Origin of the sequence: Vibrio sp. Vb1337 (assembly GCF_033338715.1) — a bacterium.
Classification (GTDB): Bacteria; Pseudomonadota; Gammaproteobacteria; order Enterobacterales; family Vibrionaceae; genus Vibrio; species Vibrio alginolyticus.
In genome coordinates this window covers 54,580-70,199 of the sequence record NZ_JAWOTD010000008.1, presented here as the reverse complement: position 1 = coordinate 70,199, position 15,620 = coordinate 54,580, and the positions used below count along the sequence as shown (strand labels likewise).

Here is a 15,620-nt window from a genome sequence, read left to right as displayed (position 1 = left end):
TGGGCATATCGTGAAGAGATCGTGAAGAAATGTGATTTTATGAAAATTTTAATTGTAGATGACAACCATAACGTCTCGGAGACGATTGCAGACTATCTTGAGCTAGAAGGCATGATTATCGATTGTGCGTTTCATGGAGAGGCTGCGATTAAGTTAATCGAGGAAAATCATTACGATGTAATCATCATGGATATCATGATGCCGAAGCTCGATGGCATCAGTACGGTACAGAAGCTTCGACAAGATAAGTTATGTGGAACGCCAATTCTCTTCCTAACGGCAAAAGATACGCTAGAGGACAAAATCGCGGCTTTTAAAGCGGGGGGAGATGATTATTTAATGAAGCCATTTGCGATGGAAGAGCTCAGTTTGCGTGTTCATGCTTTGGCTAATCGTGGTCCAAGACAAGATATCGGAACGCTCAAATTTGCAGATATTTGTTTAGATGCGCGGATAGGAAAAGTAACGAGAAAAGACAAAGAAATTAAGCTGAGTCGAATTCAAACTAAAATTTTAAAATTGCTCCTCCAACGTGCTCCAGCAGCGGTCTCGCGCACAGAAGTGATCGATAGTGTGTGGGGAGACGAACCACCCGGAAGTGATGCACTTCGTAGCCATATTTACGGTTTAAGAACCGCGCTAGACAAAGGTTTTGAAGAATCACGATTAGAGACTATTCATGGACAAGGTTACCGACTTAAAGCATAACGAATATCCAAGCATTTATCGCAAGATCCGTTGGGGTTTTGGGGTCATGACGTTTGTGATGTTTACTCTTTTTTGGTCGCTGATTTATGTGGCAGAAAACAAACTGGAAGTGCTGAGTTTACATCACTGGCTCGATACTGAAGCTGCGCTTTATAGTGAGAATTTCGAGAAACAGGGCTGGGATGCGCCATTGCCAAACGTATTGGAGTTCAACTCATATTGGAGTGAAGCTCCGACACCGGATTGGTTGCTCTCTTTTACTTCACCTGGTTTTTACGAATACCTGCTTGGTGAAGAAGACAAACACTTTGTTGTATTGAACCATCCCTCAGGGAAGGGGCTTATGTACATTGTATTTCAAGATGACTCAGATGATTACTTGGACGAATACGAAAGCTCGCTGCATCAGTTTACGCTACTGCTCGGTGGCTTATTTTCATTTGTTATGGTCGGGTATGGCATTTACATGGTGCGAATATTGTCTCGACCACTAGCGCAAATTGAAGACAAAATTAGCCAAATGTCACCGGATCAACCCGCTTTCCAAGTTGAAACTAAGTTCAGCGAAACACGCCAGATAGAGCAAACTTTGCTGGATAATAAGAACGATATCGCGGGCTATTTCAAACGAGAACAAGAATTTAGCCGTTTTGCATCGCATGAGTTGAGAACGCCAATCATGGTGATTAAAGGCTCAACAGACATTCTGACGCGTATTCCTGATCAACCTCGAGTTGCGCAAAAAGCCATCACGAGGATGCAGTCAGCTTGTGACGAGATGCGTGTACTGACAGAAGCGTTTCTCTTACTTGGTAAAGAGAAAATAGAGCCTCAGCATTACGGAGAGCATCAGCTTCTCACTTGTTTACAAAAACAGTTGGAAGAGCTAGCTCCTTTATTTGCCAAGCAAGATTCGAATTACGCTTTGCACGAACAACATAGTGGTGTAGTGAAGGCACCAGAGAGTTTTGTGACCATTGTTATCAACAATCTGATTAAAAACGCCTTTAGCTATAGTGTGGGAGATATTGAAATTGAGTTGAAAGGTCATGCGCTTAAGATCCTAAACCGTCACGATGGCAACGAGACGTACAACGCTGGTTATGGTTGTGGGCTTGTTATCGTACAACGAATATGTGAACGGATGGGGTGGGCGTTAGTACTGGACGATGATGGTGTTCGATTTAGTGCAAAAGTGGAGTTCTGCTCTTAGCTTTGTGCGTATTGATTCAAGTGAGAATTAACGCTCTGGCTTTTTCTTGTCGTACGCATCTAACTCGCAGTCAAACAAGAAAAAACTGGAATTTGAATTAGACTGAAGTTAGTGAAGCGGAAACTCGAGGAACCGTTATGCTCTCTTATCTGGTCAGCCGAAGTATTGAAATTAATAAGAATCAAAGTGAAATTATTGGCTATCTCAAGAACTTCAATAACTGGCCCAGCTGGTCACCATGGATCATTCTTGAACCAAGCTGCGAGCTGACATTCAGTGATAATCAGGGCCACGTTGGAGCTGGTTATCAATGGAATGGTCAGCGTATTGGGACTGGCGCGATTGTACTGGAAAGTACTCAAGAGCATCGATTAGATATGGAGCTGCATTTCTTTCGTCCAATCAAGAGCCATGGAAAGGTGACTCTAATCGTGACGCCGTCACAAAATGGCTGTTTAGTCGAATGGCAAATGCAATCTCGCGTCCCTTGGTATCTGTTCTTTCTGAAAAGTATGTTTAAGTCGATGATAGAGATGGATTATCAACGTGGGTTACGCATGCTTAAAAGTAAGCTTGAAACCGGAAGAGTGCATTCAGACTTAGTCGAAATTGGGAACCGAACGTTGCCTCAAATTCATTATATTGGGATCAAGGGTGTGGCTAGCTTGCAGGAATTAGGTTCGGTAATTGAGAAGCATGTTCAGCAACTAGAACAGTTAATTAGTGACGAAACCCTATCCGTGAATGGTGAATTGTTTTGTTATTACCAGTCGATGGATATGCAGAAAGGTACATTCGAGTTTATCACTTGCTTTCCTCTTCATAACTCAGTACCAGCGCCTCAAGGGGCGGTTACTGGTACCATTCCTGAGAGTGAAACATTTGTCGTTGAACACCGAGGTGAATATCAGTTTTTGGGAAATGCATGGGCTTTAGCGATGAACTTGGTTCGTCAGAGTGGTATCAAAGTCAAAACCAGTCCTTTAGGAATCGAACGCTATCTGAATAGTCCGAAGGAAACCACGGAAGAAGAGCTAAGAACGGAAATTATTTTGTTTAAGAAATGACAGGCGCAGGCGAGTAGGGTGTTTAGGTATCATACTAGTTATGCGAAATGTTACTAAAGAATAATAGCGTATCTGTTCCTACCCATAAAAATGCCTCAGCAATCGCTGAGGCATGGTTTTACAGGCCAACTTCTCTTGTTAGAGAATTATTGTGCACGGTATTTACCGCTGTTTAGTTCAATTTTAGACGCTTTTACCCGGCTGTCTGCATTTAAGTAGTCGCTAATACTTAGCAGATCTTGATCTTGAGATGCTTTTAACACCGCTGATTCCCCCTCTGCGAAGATAACTTCTAATTTTAACTCTTTGGCGACTGCTTTCGCTTCGTTAGGATTGTTTACGGTGATATAAACCAGTCCTGTGGCTTTGGATACGTTACTAAACGCATTCTTAAACACCTCATCACCCGCTTGAAGTTTTACGTCTTCAGATAGGGTTCTAACAGTGCCAGTTTGCACTTTTCGATAATCTTGGCCATTAATCTCAACCGCTTCTGATGGCACAAACAGTTCTGGTGCAGGTTGTTGAGAGAGCTGTTGCTCAGCGTATACACTCGACGTCATGATAACGAGAGCCAGCATAGAAAATGATTTGTATTTCATGTTATTGACTCCTTAGTGTCCAAATATGCGCATCGACCAGTTCTTAATAACACCGGGTTGAGCGTTGTTTGCCATCGGAACGTCATAGATGGTGGAAGAGTTGAAATATGCAATGTAAGAATAGGCTTCATCGCCGTTCGTATCTATTGCTCGCAACGTCCATTCGCCTTTTGCATCTTCGCCATAAAATTGGTTAGACAACATTAATTGATCTTTGTAGCCTGTAATCGTTGGATCAAGAGATTGACCAACAAGACCATTGCGCGGTGTTTGCAAAACGGAACGAGTCCCTGATGGCGAAATGAGCTCGATAGCTAAGTCGGGCAGACGAGCGTGGTCCAATGTCAATGTCACCTGAACGGATTCTACTGTCAGCTCATCGGCAATGGCGATACTTGAAGAACCACCAACTAGACTTGCATCGGGTACACTTACTTCTGTAGCGTTATTAACCCATGGCGTAATGACTTGCGCTGGTAAAACACGATTCGTCATGCGAGCACGTTGCATCGCTTCATCTAAATCTACAGCGCCGAAGCCATAAAAAGTATGGAAATCTACGCCTGCTGCGTTTTTCTGCCAAGGGGCAATGGCCTCGTAGCTAACCTGTTCACCATTATGGTTAGTAAATTCAAGCTGTAGGCCTGGATGCGCTTTATCCGTTACTTTTGCTGTCTCCGCTAGTAAAGCACGTACATCACGAGCAGAAAGTGCGTGGTTGGTTGACATGATTGCCGCGATGGCACCCGATGTGTTTGGCGCAGCCGATGAGGTTCCGTTCATCGTACTGGTATAGTTACAGTTCGGATCGAGCTCCGTTCCGCCGTGTAACCCATTAATGCCTAGGCCTTCACTGGTATTTTGCCCTTCTTCACAACCTATTAAATCAGTGGTGACCATAGCAGGGAAATCTTGCCCATATTCACCTGCTGGTGCTGCAACCCACACGTTCGAACCCACCGATGAGTAACTCGCTCGCGTACCATCCGCGCGTAGTGCACTAGTGACTAAATTGAAGTAATTGGCGTTATCATAAGACTGAGCAGAGTTGTGCATCGGTAAGCCTTGATTGTCTCCACCAGCAAAGAAGTTACTTGGCAATACGAAGAATCGCCCTGCATTGAAATAACGGTAACCATTACCTGCTGACTTTACAAATACAGCACCTCGACCCCAGGCGTTACTCTCGCTGACGTTTTTCATCACGTCCATTTCAAGTTTTAGTTGAGGGTCGCTTTCATCAAAAGTAATCGGGTTTATAGGGCTGAAACCGTAACTTTGGTTAAATACGCGAACATCACGTGTTGCTGGGTCCATGCCATGGGAGATTAACCAACCTTCTAATGTCTGGTTGGCTAACCAGTTAAAACCAATGAGGGAAGAGTGAGAAGCGACACCGCGTCCGCCTTCACCGTTGTTGCCGACGGCGCTAATCAAACCGGCTACAGCAGTGCCATGACCATTAGTATCAACCGGATAACTTGGTGGGAATGAAGAGTCTTCGACGAAGTTTCTGCTACCTGTTACTATATTACCTGCAAGGTCGGGGTGATCGATCTGCACTCCAGAATCAATAACGGCAACTTTCACACCAACACCTGCAATCCCCATTGCTTGAGTGAGCTTAGTGTTTAAGTCGTTCCCAGCAACAGCAGGATTAGCCGCAAACGCAGTTTGCCCCGTGTTGTCTAAGTGCCATTGTTCAGAATAGAGTGGATCAAACGCCGAGACGGCAGGTGCAATGCCTACTGCCAACATAGCAGCAAATAGGCGATTAATGCGTATTTCCATTTTTGACCTCATGTCTTTGTTTGGAATTTTTTAGTTCCTGTTTCATATTCCGCTAACAGGAACAAACAAAGCTAACGACAAAGAATAAGGACGAAAACCATTTACAACTTGTTTACATTAAAAGTTCGATGGACAACATAAGTCTTTGTTAATTTACTGAAACCATGAGGTTTTTATATGTCGCATCGAGCATGCATGAAAAGTGAAAAGCAGAAAATACGAGTGTACCGTCTGCTTCAAGAGGGGAGTTATTTAGTTGAAGTGGGTTGAATAGTTGCCATTGGTTTCTTAGGTTCGGCTTTTTCTTTAGGCAGCACGTTATCAATCCACTTTTTAATGTACAACTTATCGAATTCTTTATCACACCACTTTTTGTTTAATCCACGTCGATTGAACTCAGCACCAATCGCCACTTTGGTTTGGTTGGTTGCACGGTTGTAGTAGAGAGTTTCACATAGTTGAGTGTTACTCATTTGCTGGGCATATACATTGACACTGCTGCTGCGCATTCCCAGTTGAGATGCTTGCTGATTACTGCACGCCATAAGAAATAGAGGCGCAAAAGTAATAATGATTAGATTTTTTTTCATGTGTGCTTTTTTATGATGTAGGGTGAATGATGAACTGGTTTCTGCCAGCTTGCTTCGCATCATACAAAGCTTGGTCTGCCAAGAAAAACCACTGATCCCATTCTTGTTTAATTATTTGTGCCGATAGTTTGTCCACTGCTCCAAGGGAAATTGTCGCGCTTAATGGTTTAGAGTCAACCACCAATGGCGTGTTTTCAACAGTATGTCTCAATCGCTCCAAAAACTTAGCGCAATCTTCAACTCGCTGTACTTCGAATAATAGGACAAACTCTTCTCCACCCCAACGAATGAGTAGGTCACCAGAGCGGGTGGATTCATTAAATAGCGTGGCAATATGAGTCAGCATTTTATCGCCAATATCGTGTCCATATTGATCATTAAAGGTTTTAAAATGATCGACATCTAAAACGGCTAAGGCAAATGTTCTATCTGGGCTTCTACGAGCCATTTTGTCCAACCAAATGTGAAGATAGCGACGGTTATGCAGTTGAGTTAATGGATCGGTAGTATTTTCTTGAGTGAGTGCTTTATTAATACGTCTAACGCGCAGTACGTAACGAAAACCAACGACTCCAATTGCCGCAATAGCGATAAAGTAGAACATTTCTCGATAGCGCTGTGAACGCAGTTCAGAGGCTTGTAGCGCATTTTTTGTTTCTAGCAATTTGAGTTCTTTCTGGGCTAACTTAGCTTCGAGGTCAAACTTAATGTTAATCATCTCTTCACCATGAATATGATGAGAAAACTCAGCCTCTAGCTCTCTTAATTGGGTTAAATAATGAAAAGCCGCTTCATAGTCATTAAGAATTTGATGAGCGTTTACCAGTACCGAAAGCATATCAATACGCTGACGCAGCTCTAATTCACTGGTTGATTTGGTTTGTTCTAGAACGTTAAGTGCTGTTGTAATAGCTTTATCGTATTGTTTGTTTGCGAGGTAAGCCTCTGCAAATGCCTCGTAACAAGACGTTTTTAGCATTTCTAGATTTTTTGGAATGAGCAGGTCTACGCAACGCTGTGCGACCATTAATGCATCATCAATTTTTCCTACCGAGCTCAACATTTGTGAAAAGCTGGATAAAGAGTGGTGCTTGACTGTGTCAGACCCCGTTTGCATTGAAAGTCGAATGGCTTCATTGAAATAATATTCCGCTTTTTTGTTATCTCCGAGGCTCGAGTGAACGATGCTAAGGTTTGCGTAGATAACCCCCATAAAAAAGCTATTATCGTATTGATATTCGCTCTCTAGGTAAGTGTCGAGAGCTTGCGTTAGGTAGCTGTTGGCCCGAGCCCAATCTGATGCGTCGATGTAGACTGTCCCAATGTTGTTCAGTGTCATCGCGACTTGTATTTCAAATACTGTTTTTTCTAATAACTCATAGGCATTGCGATAATATTTTAGGCCACTGCGTAGTTGATTTCGAGATACTTCTAGATTGCCTAACCAGCGGTAAGCACGGCCTTCTAATGCTAGATAACCAAGATCACGGGCTGTAGAAACAACGTCATGGAGTAACAATTCTGCGTTCCAGTTATCGTCTTGCTCAATCATTGTTACAGCCTTATTGAGCTGTGCTTCAGCGACGACCCATTCCAAATGGTGCTTTTTACCGAATTCGATTAAATCGGGCATATCTTTCGGTAATGGAACGCCTTCGTAACGCTTAAGGTACTTTCGTGCAAAGTAATACAGAGCAAGAGACTCCGCTGATGCATTCTGTGGCGCATTTAACTCATCTTTTTGAATTGATCGCGGCTTACCCATCGAGCGAAAGTAGAGTTTTAACATGGGCTTGCTTTCTGCTGAAATGTGTTCTTCCAGATAAGCTTGCTTTTCGGTACTCGCCAGTACGTTGGTCGGATGCAAGAAAAGTCCAAGTGCAGTACAAAGTGCGCAAGCCAGTTTTTTAATTGAGAAGTGCATGAGCGTATTAATAAAATGTGATCTCTTAACCGAATACCAGTTAAGTCTACCATTTCTTGTTGGTTAAGTGCGGATGGATTCCCAGTGGCAAAGTGCTTTGGGAGTGAGAGACGAGAAGGATCTCTATAATATTATGATTTATAAAAACAAAATCTATTGAAAACTTATGTAATGATTGGAAGATGGCATAGGTAGGGTAACGATGGAAGGTAAGTGAGCATATTCGGTGGACTCAATCTAATGATTTAAGCCGCGGATTCATCGCTCGAAATCAGGGTGAAGTGTAAAAAATTACGTTTCTGTCATAAATATTTAATGTTTGTATGGGTTGTTAAAAAACTGGATATTAGACATAGTGTTATTAAGCCAATAAAAAATGGCTATTTATAATAAATAGGAGATTAACTATGCATAATGAAATGATTCAACCTTCGCACTTCGGCATTATCGGCCGTACCTGCATCGCTTCAGTACTTATGATTGCGGGTGTTTTCGCTCTTATTTAAGAGTCAAGGGTAACGATGATTACCTTTTAAAGAGTAAGAAAATTCAGGGAATCACCTTAACCTTGTGTAAGGTATTCCCCTGAAAATCCAAGCTAGTCTTTAGTTATTAGCTGAAGAAGCTAAAAATCAATGCACTTACCGCCACAATGCCTGCTGCTAGAACAAAGTAAGTAGAGACATTTCCTCGATATTGTTTCATCGCCTCGATTTTATACACCGCTAACATTGGCATAATAAATAAGATCATTGCAATAACAGGCCCTGACAATGCTTCCATCATACCAAGAATACTTGGGTTCATGATCGCCGCCGCCCAGATTGAGAAGAACAGTGCTGCCACGCTGATACGATCAACACGCTTCTCAGATAGGTTAAAATGCTTGTTAATTAAACCATTTAAGCTTTCACGCGCACCTAAAAAATGCCCAAGGAAAGATGAAGTGATAGCAACAAACGCTACTAAAGGACCAAGTGTTGCAATAAATGGATTATCGGTTGCGTTCGCTAAGTAAGACAATACGGATACGTTTTGTTCTTTTGCTTGAGCCAATTGTTCAGGTGACAGTGTTAGCACACAGGAAAATACAAAAATAAGAACAAAGGCAATCAGCATGATGCTAGTGCGGCGAAGAATAACTTCGGATTTGGCATCTGCCTGCTTACCGTAATGGCGACGTTGTACATTTGCAAAGCTTGAAATTGCAGCTGCGTGACTAAACGAAAAAATCACTACAGGAACTGCTAACCACATAGTGCTAGCAAAAGCTGACGCTTCTGGCACATCCATGACAGGCATGGTCCAGTTCGGTATTAAGTAAAATGATAGAAAGGCAAGAATGGCAACAAGTGGGAACACCATAATGGCAAAGGCCCGTAGCATTACTTTTTCACCCGCCATCATAATAGCAATTAGTGCAAACACTAGTACGCCAGAAAGCAAAGGTCTAGGTAAAGAAGCCATATCAGCCTGATTTACCATGAAGCTATCTACTGTGTTTGTTATTCCAACCCCATATATCAACAGGATCGGGAAGATCGAAAGAAAATACAGCAGTGAAATAGAACGGCCTGCTTTTGCGCCGAAGTGCTCTTCCACTACATCAGTGAAGTCTGCGTTTTTGATCTTAGAAGATAGTACAAAACGAGCTAAGCCACGGTGCGCAAGATAGGTCATTGGAAAAGCAAGTACTGCCATCGCGACTAAAGGCCAAAAACCACCAATCCCAAGGTTAATTGGCAGAAACAGGATGCCTGCGCCAACGGCCGTTCCAAATAGGCTAAGAACCCAATGTGTATCATGTTTTGACCAAGCTGTGGTTGTGTTTATTTCACTAGGATTTAAGGCATTTCGAGATTCTTTCACTTTAAAACTCGCTTTTATAAAAATAATAATGCTGAAAATGGTAAAGGTTTTAGTGTTTATTATCACATGCGAAGCTTGGTGAATAATGCTGTGGATTTGGGGTGGTTGTAAATTATCCAACTATGAATTTTTCAATAAACCAGAATAAAGTTCTTAATTTTAATGTATTTAATGGTTGTATGTGTTGAAATTTTAATATTGTGTGGTTTTTGATTTTGCGGTTAAAACTTAATCACGGATGTATGTTCTAAGTGAGTTAGGCCTAATTTTCAGGAAGAATATTACATTTCTTAAGCACTTAATTGAGATGTTTGTGTCCCGTCATTTAGATGAGATTTAGGTATACTGCTGCCATTCATGTTAAAGAAGGAGTCATTGAATGGACATTTTGTCTGCGCAAAAAGAGGACTTATTTGCCATATATAAGCTCGAAAATACTTTATTTGGAGAACACGCCTATCCTCAATTTTTCTTTCGGCAAGCTTTTGATTGTTGGGGAGAGAGTTTACTGGTAGCAAAAGAGGGAGAGCAGGTCGCAGGGTATATATTGCTAACGACTAGCACAAATGCACATCAATATTGGATCATGTCATTGGCCGTCGATATTCAACATAGAGGTAAAGGTATTGCGCGTTCCCTCCTAGAAAACGTAATTGAGCCGTTGACGTTAGGCTCAAGCGTGAAATTGACTGTCGATCCTAAGAACCAACCTGCATTGTCTTTATACCTCTCCCTTGGCTTTAAAACGTTAGAAGAAGAAGCGCATTATTTTGGTGACGAAGAATCCAGGTTAGTTATGGAATTAGTAAAGTAATACTGCACGATAATGACCGAAATTTGCACACAATCAGTGCGTAGCATTACGTTGCTATAATTGGTTTTAAGCTAACCTTTTGTATAGTAATGGTTTTTAATCTTGGCACCTCACTTGCTTTACATAAACGTTCATCGATAACTCGATGCACCGCTCTCAATAGCAGGCGAGAGCGGTATAGGGTATTACTTTTTGAAAATGTACTAACAGCGTTAAAGGCATTGCTGCCTCTCTCGATTCGGGAGAGGCTTTTTTTTGCTAGTAAGTTGGGCTGAATCGCACTGGAGGTGTTATGTCGCAAGGATGCAAAAAAACCACTTGTCCCTATTGTGGTGTTGGATGTGGTGTCGAGGTCAATGCGAAAGGAATCGTTGGGGATGCGTGTCATCCTGCAAATGCGGGATCACTGTGCGTAAAGGGCGTCGCGTTGGCAGAGAGCTTGAATATGCCTTCGCGCTTGCTGTATCCAAAGCTTGTCACTAAGCAGCGACCTCAAGGGCAAGAAGTACAATGGCAACAAGCCACGGATCTGATTGCAGAAAAGATTCATCAAGCGAAAGCGGAGTTTGGGTCGGATTCCGTCGCGATGTACGTGTCAGGCCAGTTGTTGACGGAAGACTATTACGTCGCCAACAAACTCATGAAAGGTTATGTTGGCAGCGCAAACATCGATACGAACTCCCGTTTGTGTATGTCTTCGGCGGTTGCGGCTCATGTACGAGCATTTGGTGAAGATGTCGTTCCCGTCAATTACGACGACATTGATAAGACTGAGCTATTGATAATTTGCGGTGCTAATACCGCTTGGACGCATCCTGTTTTATTCCGACGTATTCAACAAGCGAGAGAAAACAATCCTAACCTCAAGCTAGTGGTCATTGACCCTCGGGAAACGGTCACCGCGCAGCAAGCGGATTTGCATCTACCGATTAAAAACGATGGGGATGTATCACTTTTTAATGGGCTGCTCAAGTTTCTTATTGAGCAGCAATACATTGATTCTCAATACATAAACTCCTATACCGACGGGTTTGAGGTGCTTGCAGAAGAAGTTGCTGATTTGCGTTACGATGTCACTAATCTAACGTCTTCCATTGGGATTTCAGAAGAAAAACTCACGACATTCTTCCAATGGTTTGCACAAAGCCCAACCGCAATCACGTTGTTTTGCCAAGGGGTTAACCAAGCCGAAAATGGTGTCGATAAAGGCAATGCCATTATTAATGCACATTTGGCGTCAGGCAAAATTGCCAAGTCAGGTTGCGGGCCGTTTTCTATTACAGGTCAGCCGAATGCGATGGGTGGGCGAGAAGTCGGTGGATTGGCCAATCAGTTAGCGGTTCATCGTGCTTTTGACGCAGAGTCTATCAAGCAAGTGCAGGCGTTTTGGGATTCACCAGAAATTGCCACTCAGCCCGGTTTAAAAGCCGTTGAACTGTTTGAGGCGGTAGAACGTGGTGAGATTAAAGTTCTGTGGATCATGGCAACCAACCCCGTTGTCTCTTTACCAGATAACCAATTGGTAAAACGTGCGCTAGAGATTTGTCCGTTTGTGATTGTTTCCGATATCACAGCGGATTCGGATGTGGCGCATTACGCGGATCTGTTGCTGCCCGCCGCTGGTTGGGGTGAGAAGCAAGGCATGGTAACTAACTCTGAGCGTCGACTTTCTAGGCAGCGCCAGTTTCAAGCGCCTCCGGGTGAAGCAAAATCAGATTGGTGGGCGATAAGCCAAGTCGGGCAAGCTCTGTGTGCATTGGAAAAGACACAAAATGGTTTTGCGTTTACTTCTGAGCGGGCGGTATTCAGGGAATATGCGGCGATGACACGCATGAATGCAGATTCGCCATTGAAGCTAGATCTTTCTCAATACGCCAACTTAACCGAGCAAGAATACGAAGAGTGGGGGCCGACACAATGGGGAGGAGAGCGTCCTTTTGCTGATGGCATCTATTCGCACCCAGATGGTAAAGCGCGTTTTGTCGTGACCAGTGAATCTCCAACGCGTTTAGAGAGAACAAAAGGCTGGTGGCTCAATACGGGCAGGCAACGCGATCAATGGCATACCATGACGCGCACAGGTCATATCGCACACCTTGCCGCCTCCGAGTTAGAACCAACCGTGTACATGAACACACTCTCTGCTACTCAAAATCGCTTAAAAGCAGGACAACTCACCAAGCTGTTTCAGCCTACTTCAAACACCAGTATTTATGCCAAAGTTGCCATTGATGAAGGTTTGGGTTTTCAAGAGCTATTTATGTCAATGCACTGGGCGGGTCGATATGGCGGTGAAAGCAGTGTTAACGCGATAGTAAACAGCGCAAAAGACCCTATTTCCGGGCAGCCTGCGTTTAAGTCGTCTTATGTTGAAGTGCAAGATGCGGCGGTAAAAACCTACGGTATGTTCATCGGTACACAGTTCGATTCCGGTAAATTTCTCTACAGCGCATTTCAAGCAGAAAGCAATTTGGGCATTTGGCGCTTTGCACACGATAAGCGACCAAAGAAGCAGAGTTTTTGTCGAACGGAAAAGAGCCGCAGAATTACGATAGATATTGCCCAAGGTTGGCTAGCGGTGGATTACGACCTTGTTGGAGACGTTCGTATCATTCGCTCTGTTTTGGTGGTGTCTAGTGAACCGATTCAAACCGACTACACCAACTTTACCGGCTTGATTGGCAAACCGATGGAGCTATCGCAACTGCTTACCATCACTCAATCGCAAAGCAGTGCCAAACTGGTTTGTAGTTGTTTCCGTGTCACTGATAAACAAATACATGACGCGATGGAGAAACAAGACTGCACGTCACTGACCCAGCTTCAAAACAAACTCAAATGCGGCACCAACTGTGGCTCGTGCGTCTCTCAAATCAAACAAATGGTCGACAGTCATCAGCATCAAAAGGGCAAACAGCAAGCGAACCAGCAAAGTCTGGCTATTCAAATAAAGTAAGTCATAAAGAGGATAAGCACATGGAAGCGCCTTATCAAAAGTCTTGGTTTAAGAAAGGAGAAGCGAGTCAGAAACAAGAACGCTCGTCTCGCTTTTCTAAGCATGATCAAGCAAGCAAACTGAACCAACTCTTAGAAGACCATTCAGTAGACCTCGACGCGAACCGCAAAGGTTTTGTCTCGATTGTTGGAGCAGGGCCGCACGATCCTGACTTGTTAACCGTGAAGGCTGTGAAAGCGATTATGTCGGCAGAGGTTCTGCTGTACGACCGTTTGGTTAACAAAGATATTTTGGAGTTGGCTTCGCCACAAGCCGATTGGATTTACGTGGGCAAACGATGCGGACAACCTAGTATAGGTCAGGAAGAAATCTGTGATTTGATGGTGTCGCTCGCTCAGCAAGGAAAGCGAGTTGTGCGCTTAAAAGGGGGAGATCCTTTCGTATTTGGCCGTGGAGGCGAAGAGGCGTTAGCGCTCGTCAAAAACTCAGTCGCGTACGAAGTCATCCCCGGTATTACTGCTGCGATTGGATGTTCAGCAAACAGCTTGATTCCGCTGACTCATCGTGGCGTTGCTCGCAGCGTTACCTTTGTTACTGGGCAAGTCGTAACAGGCGCATTTGAAGCGTGGAGCCAACTGATGCAAAGCGGACAAACGTTAGTTTTCTATATGGGGTTAGAAAAATCAATGCAAATACAAACGGGTTTAATCAACTCCGGTTTGAGAGAAGATTTCCCAGTCGCAATCATCACTCATGGGTGCAGTCCTCAACAACAAGTGCACGTTACACAACTCAATCAGCTCAATGATTTATCGATTATACTTAAAGGCGTGAGCCCAGCATTGATTGTGATGGGAGAAGTTGTCAAACTGCGCGAACAACTAATAGAAACCGTACAGTCAGTGACGGAATACGAGGGAATATGAGCAGCATTTTGGAATGTATTAGAACAGTCGGTCGTGGCGAACGTGGTAGAAAACCACTGAACTTTGACCAAGCGTTTCGAGTTATGGATGAATACCTAAACGGTGAGTGCGACGACGATCAGATGGCAATGCTGTTGATGCTGATCCGTGTACAGAACGAAACTCAACAAGAAATCGCTGGCTTTGTGAAAGCATTCCAATCCCGTATGCCAGCTATTGGTGCAGATATTGATTGGCCATGTTATGCGGGCAAACGTGAAGCGGCAGGTCAGCCTTGGCATTTGTTGGCAGCGAAGATCCTCGCCGATAATGGTCATAAAGTGTTGATGCATGGCTATCACGACCGTCAATCTGGACGTTTACACGCAGAAGATTACCTCGACAAGTTTGCTATTACGAAAGCGGAATCAGCAGAAGACGCAAAGCGTGTGTTAGAAACACAAAACATTGTGTATCTACCGCTGAGTGCGTTCGCTCCTCAAGCAGAAACCATGATCGGTTGGAAGATTCGTTATGGGCTTAGAACGCCGATTAATACAGTGGTTCGAGCATTGAATCCGGGGCAGGCGACGGTTGGTATTCGTGGTAGCTTCCATCCTGGGTTCCAACAACTTCATGCTGAAGTCGAATATGAGATTGGTCAAACCGCTCACGCTGTTGTGTCATTCAAAGGACAATCGGGTGAGTCAGAATACAACCCGAAAGTAAGCCAAACGGTATGGCTAAGCCAAACAAGCGGCGTGACATCGCACTACTGGACGGAGCAAATGCTGTCTGAGGTGCCAATGCCTGCGAATTGCCCATTTGGGACGTCAGAAGACGACATGAATCAAATGGCGAATACGGTTCTTGCCACCATGACAGTGGTGCTATTTGCACAAATGCACGACAGAGAAAAAGCATTCGAACGAGCCTTCTCTTACTGGCAAGCCTATTGCGCCTAGCAATGACGCACTATTGTCAATTAATGTAAAACCAACGACGCAAAGTTGTTGAATCTGAATCCATTATCTATTGTTTGAAGAAGGTAAAAGATCCTAGCTCGCCAATGATGTGTTTCACCACCTTGCTCCGTATCAGAGTGGTGAAACCGCAGTTTTAGCCTCAATCGCGTTCGTTTCTCGCTTCGCTTTTGAGAATGAGAAAATCCCATATGGTAA

General features: G+C 43.7%; 12 protein-coding genes. 7 read left to right on the top strand and 5 right to left on the bottom strand.

Annotated elements, in window-relative coordinates; genetic code table 11:
- The first annotated feature begins 39 nt into the window (after positions 1 to 39).
- The 3 genes from R7E42_RS11045 to R7E42_RS11035 all read left to right on the top strand — a co-directional run bounded on the left by R7E42_RS11045 (position 40) and on the right by R7E42_RS11035 (position 2,988).
- Positions 40 to 708, top strand: coding sequence for a response regulator transcription factor (locus R7E42_RS11045; RefSeq protein WP_318072659.1), 669 nt, complete (start codon positions 40 to 42; stop codon positions 706 to 708).
- The gene (locus R7E42_RS11040) at positions 680 to 1,921 is read left to right on the top strand and encodes a sensor histidine kinase (protein ID WP_025767687.1); all 1,242 of its coding nucleotides are present in this window, start codon (positions 680 to 682) and stop codon (positions 1,919 to 1,921) included. Before R7E42_RS11045 ends, R7E42_RS11040 begins: the two co-directional genes overlap by 29 nt.
- Positions 1,922 to 2,058: 137 nt before the next feature.
- A complete protein-coding gene (locus R7E42_RS11035) occupies positions 2,059 to 2,988 on the top strand; it encodes an SRPBCC family protein (RefSeq protein WP_238952584.1) in 930 nt (309 codons plus the stop codon).
- A gap of 146 nt (positions 2,989 to 3,134) precedes the next feature.
- Here R7E42_RS11035 and R7E42_RS11030 read toward each other — a convergent pair whose 3' ends face one another.
- From R7E42_RS11030 to R7E42_RS11010, 5 genes are all read right to left on the bottom strand, one after another.
- Positions 3,135 to 3,590, bottom strand: coding sequence for a hypothetical protein (locus R7E42_RS11030; protein ID WP_025767689.1), 456 nt, complete (start codon positions 3,588 to 3,590; stop codon positions 3,135 to 3,137).
- Between the two features lie 12 nt (positions 3,591 to 3,602).
- Positions 3,603 to 5,381 (bottom strand): S8 family peptidase, encoded by a 1,779-nt coding sequence (locus tag R7E42_RS11025; protein ID WP_318072658.1) that lies wholly within the window; start codon positions 5,379 to 5,381, stop codon positions 3,603 to 3,605.
- A 248-nt stretch (positions 5,382 to 5,629) separates the two neighbouring features.
- Positions 5,630 to 5,971, bottom strand: coding sequence for a hypothetical protein (locus tag R7E42_RS11020; protein WP_238952591.1), 342 nt, complete (start codon positions 5,969 to 5,971; stop codon positions 5,630 to 5,632).
- A gap of 10 nt (positions 5,972 to 5,981) precedes the next feature.
- Complete coding sequence (locus R7E42_RS11015; protein WP_238952592.1) at positions 5,982 to 7,895, bottom strand: tetratricopeptide repeat-containing diguanylate cyclase; 1,914 nt, start codon at positions 7,893 to 7,895, stop codon at positions 5,982 to 5,984.
- Between the two features lie 612 nt (positions 7,896 to 8,507).
- Positions 8,508 to 9,764, bottom strand: coding sequence for an aromatic amino acid transport family protein (locus tag R7E42_RS11010; protein ID WP_017820237.1), 1,257 nt, complete (start codon positions 9,762 to 9,764; stop codon positions 8,508 to 8,510).
- Positions 9,765 to 10,143: 379 nt separating this feature from the next.
- On the opposite strand from R7E42_RS11010, the gene R7E42_RS11005 reads away from it, so the two are divergent.
- The 4 genes from R7E42_RS11005 to R7E42_RS10990 all read left to right on the top strand — a co-directional run bounded on the left by R7E42_RS11005 (position 10,144) and on the right by R7E42_RS10990 (position 15,404).
- Entirely contained in the window at positions 10,144 to 10,578 is a 435-nt protein-coding gene (locus tag R7E42_RS11005) for a GNAT family N-acetyltransferase (RefSeq protein ID WP_238952593.1), read from the top strand.
- Between the two features lie 292 nt (positions 10,579 to 10,870).
- A complete protein-coding gene (locus tag R7E42_RS11000) occupies positions 10,871 to 13,534 on the top strand; it encodes a nitrate reductase (protein ID WP_318072657.1) in 2,664 nt (887 codons plus the stop codon).
- Positions 13,535 to 13,554: 20 nt separating this feature from the next.
- On the top strand, positions 13,555 to 14,460 hold the full coding sequence (gene cobA / locus R7E42_RS10995) for a uroporphyrinogen-III C-methyltransferase (RefSeq protein WP_258656096.1): 906 nt from the start codon (positions 13,555 to 13,557) through the stop codon (positions 14,458 to 14,460).
- On the top strand, positions 14,457 to 15,404 hold the full coding sequence (locus tag R7E42_RS10990; protein WP_258656099.1) for a glycosyl transferase family protein: 948 nt from the start codon (positions 14,457 to 14,459) through the stop codon (positions 15,402 to 15,404). Before cobA ends, R7E42_RS10990 begins: the two co-directional genes overlap by 4 nt.
- Positions 15,405 to 15,620 lie beyond the last annotated feature (216 nt).